1 protein-coding gene and 1 pseudogene are annotated in these 1,683 nt (G+C 63.4%); one reads left to right on the top strand and one right to left on the bottom strand.

Features of this window, described 5'->3' with window-relative positions; genetic code table 11:
- Positions 1 to 260 precede the first annotated feature (260 nt).
- Positions 261 to 803 (bottom strand): superoxide dismutase family protein, encoded by a 543-nt coding sequence (locus ACFQ4G_RS21815; RefSeq protein ID WP_238209320.1) that lies wholly within the window; start codon positions 801 to 803, stop codon positions 261 to 263.
- Between the two features lie 203 nt (positions 804 to 1,006).
- On the opposite strand from ACFQ4G_RS21815, the pseudogene ACFQ4G_RS21820 reads away from it, so the two are divergent.
- A pseudogene (locus ACFQ4G_RS21820) lies at positions 1,007 to 1,588 on the top strand (cation:dicarboxylate symporter family transporter); the annotation flags it as partial.
- Between the last annotated feature and the right edge of the window lie 95 nt (positions 1,589 to 1,683).

Raw genomic sequence — 1,683 nt, forward strand, 5'->3', positions numbered from 1 at the left:
AGGACCACAACAGCCCGGAGACGATGTACGCCGAGGCCGGCCTCGACGCCGACGGCATCGTCAAGACCGTCAATGCGGCGCTGCCGGGACAGAAGGCACGTACTGGCGCCAAGCTCGTGAGCATCGGCAAGAGCCAGCGCTGATTGGCCCGTGCCGAGCGGGAAGCGGACAATACCCTGCCGCTCTTCCGCTCGTCGTGGCATCCTCCAATGGTCGACCGCGTCCTCGTCGCGGCCGTTCTATGAGGACGCGATGCCTGACTACTTGATGACCGCGCAGCCGATGCGCGGCCCTGCCCCACCAATGGGCTGGCTGGTATGGTCGTCCTCGTTCGCGTGGATTAGGAAGGCCGAACCATCGGCATCCTTCAGGCCGCCCTCGCCCGTGAGTGGCGTCTCGCTCGACACTTCCGCGTTCACCGATCCATCGGCATTGGCATAGACGTTCGGCAGGTCGCCCTCGTCCGGGCCTTCCGGGTTGAGCAGGCCGTGCTTACTTTGGTCGTGGTTCACGTGAGACTTCGACTTCTCGAACTTCTCTGTGTCCGAGCAATCCGCCACCGCGTGGAAGTGGATGCCGTGCCAGCCCGGTGGAAGCCCACCCGGCTGGATCGCGAGACGCAGCACCAGCGCGCTTGCTCCGTCACGGATGGTGATGGTTCCAATCGTCTCACCCTTCCCGTTGACGACCTTGCTCTCGTAGGTTTGCGGTGCGGAGGGCTGTGGGGTCGCAGGGGCTGGCGCCTGCGCGATCGCAGGGGCGACACCGCCCAGCAGGGCAATGACCGACAGGAATCGTCTCATGGTGTCTCTCCTCTCCACGCCGGGGCGATTGTGGAGCTCTTCAGGGAATCCCGGCCACCAACATTGCCGACGAAGACCGCCTGGGCGAGGCTCCCTTCGCCGTCGGGTCGGTTGCCATGTGTGTCGGCTAGGCTCGCACGGCAACCGGTTTCAGTAGGCACGACCCTTGCTGTCGCGTTCGATCTCGTGCGTGGACCGAACCGATGTCGACTGCCGCTCTATTGATCCCCGTTCCTGCAACGCGCAAGCTGCCCTGCAAATCGCTGTTCTTCCAAGTGGCCGTGACGCTGCTTCTCGGTATCGTCCTCGGCATGGCCGCGCCAAGCTTCGCACAAGGGCTGAAGGTCTTCAGCGACGGCTTCCTCAAGCTGATCTCGATGATCGTGGCGCCCATCGTCTTTTGCGTGGTCGCCCATGGTATCGCCGGAGCAGGCGATCTCAAGAAGGTTGGCTGGGTCGAGGCCAAGGCACTGATCTAATTCGAGGTCATGACCACAGTGGCCCTGGCCGTCGGACTGATCCTTGCCTAGCTGTTCGGCCCCGCCCTGAACATCGACACCGTGACCCTCGATCCCAGGGCACTCAACACCTACGCCGAGAATGCGCACAAACTCCAGGGCGGCGGCTTCTCCGGCTTCATCCTCAGGACCTCGTTCGACGCATTGGCGCGCAACGAAGTGCTCCAGGTGCTGTTTTTCGCGATCGTTTTCGGAATTCGCCTGGCTCTGGTCGGCAGTGAGGCTGGCGCCTGCGTCACTAGGCTGATCGAAGCTCTGTCCACGGTCTGAACCGCGCCGGGTTTTCCGGAGGCCCCAACTCTTGCGAGGATGGAGCCATGACGAAGCGAACCCCACCGTTTTCCCTTGAGGTCCGTGAGCGC

The sequence above is a fragment of the Methylobacterium marchantiae genome, assembly GCF_042679825.1.
GTDB lineage: Bacteria > Pseudomonadota > Alphaproteobacteria > Rhizobiales > Beijerinckiaceae > Methylobacterium > Methylobacterium marchantiae.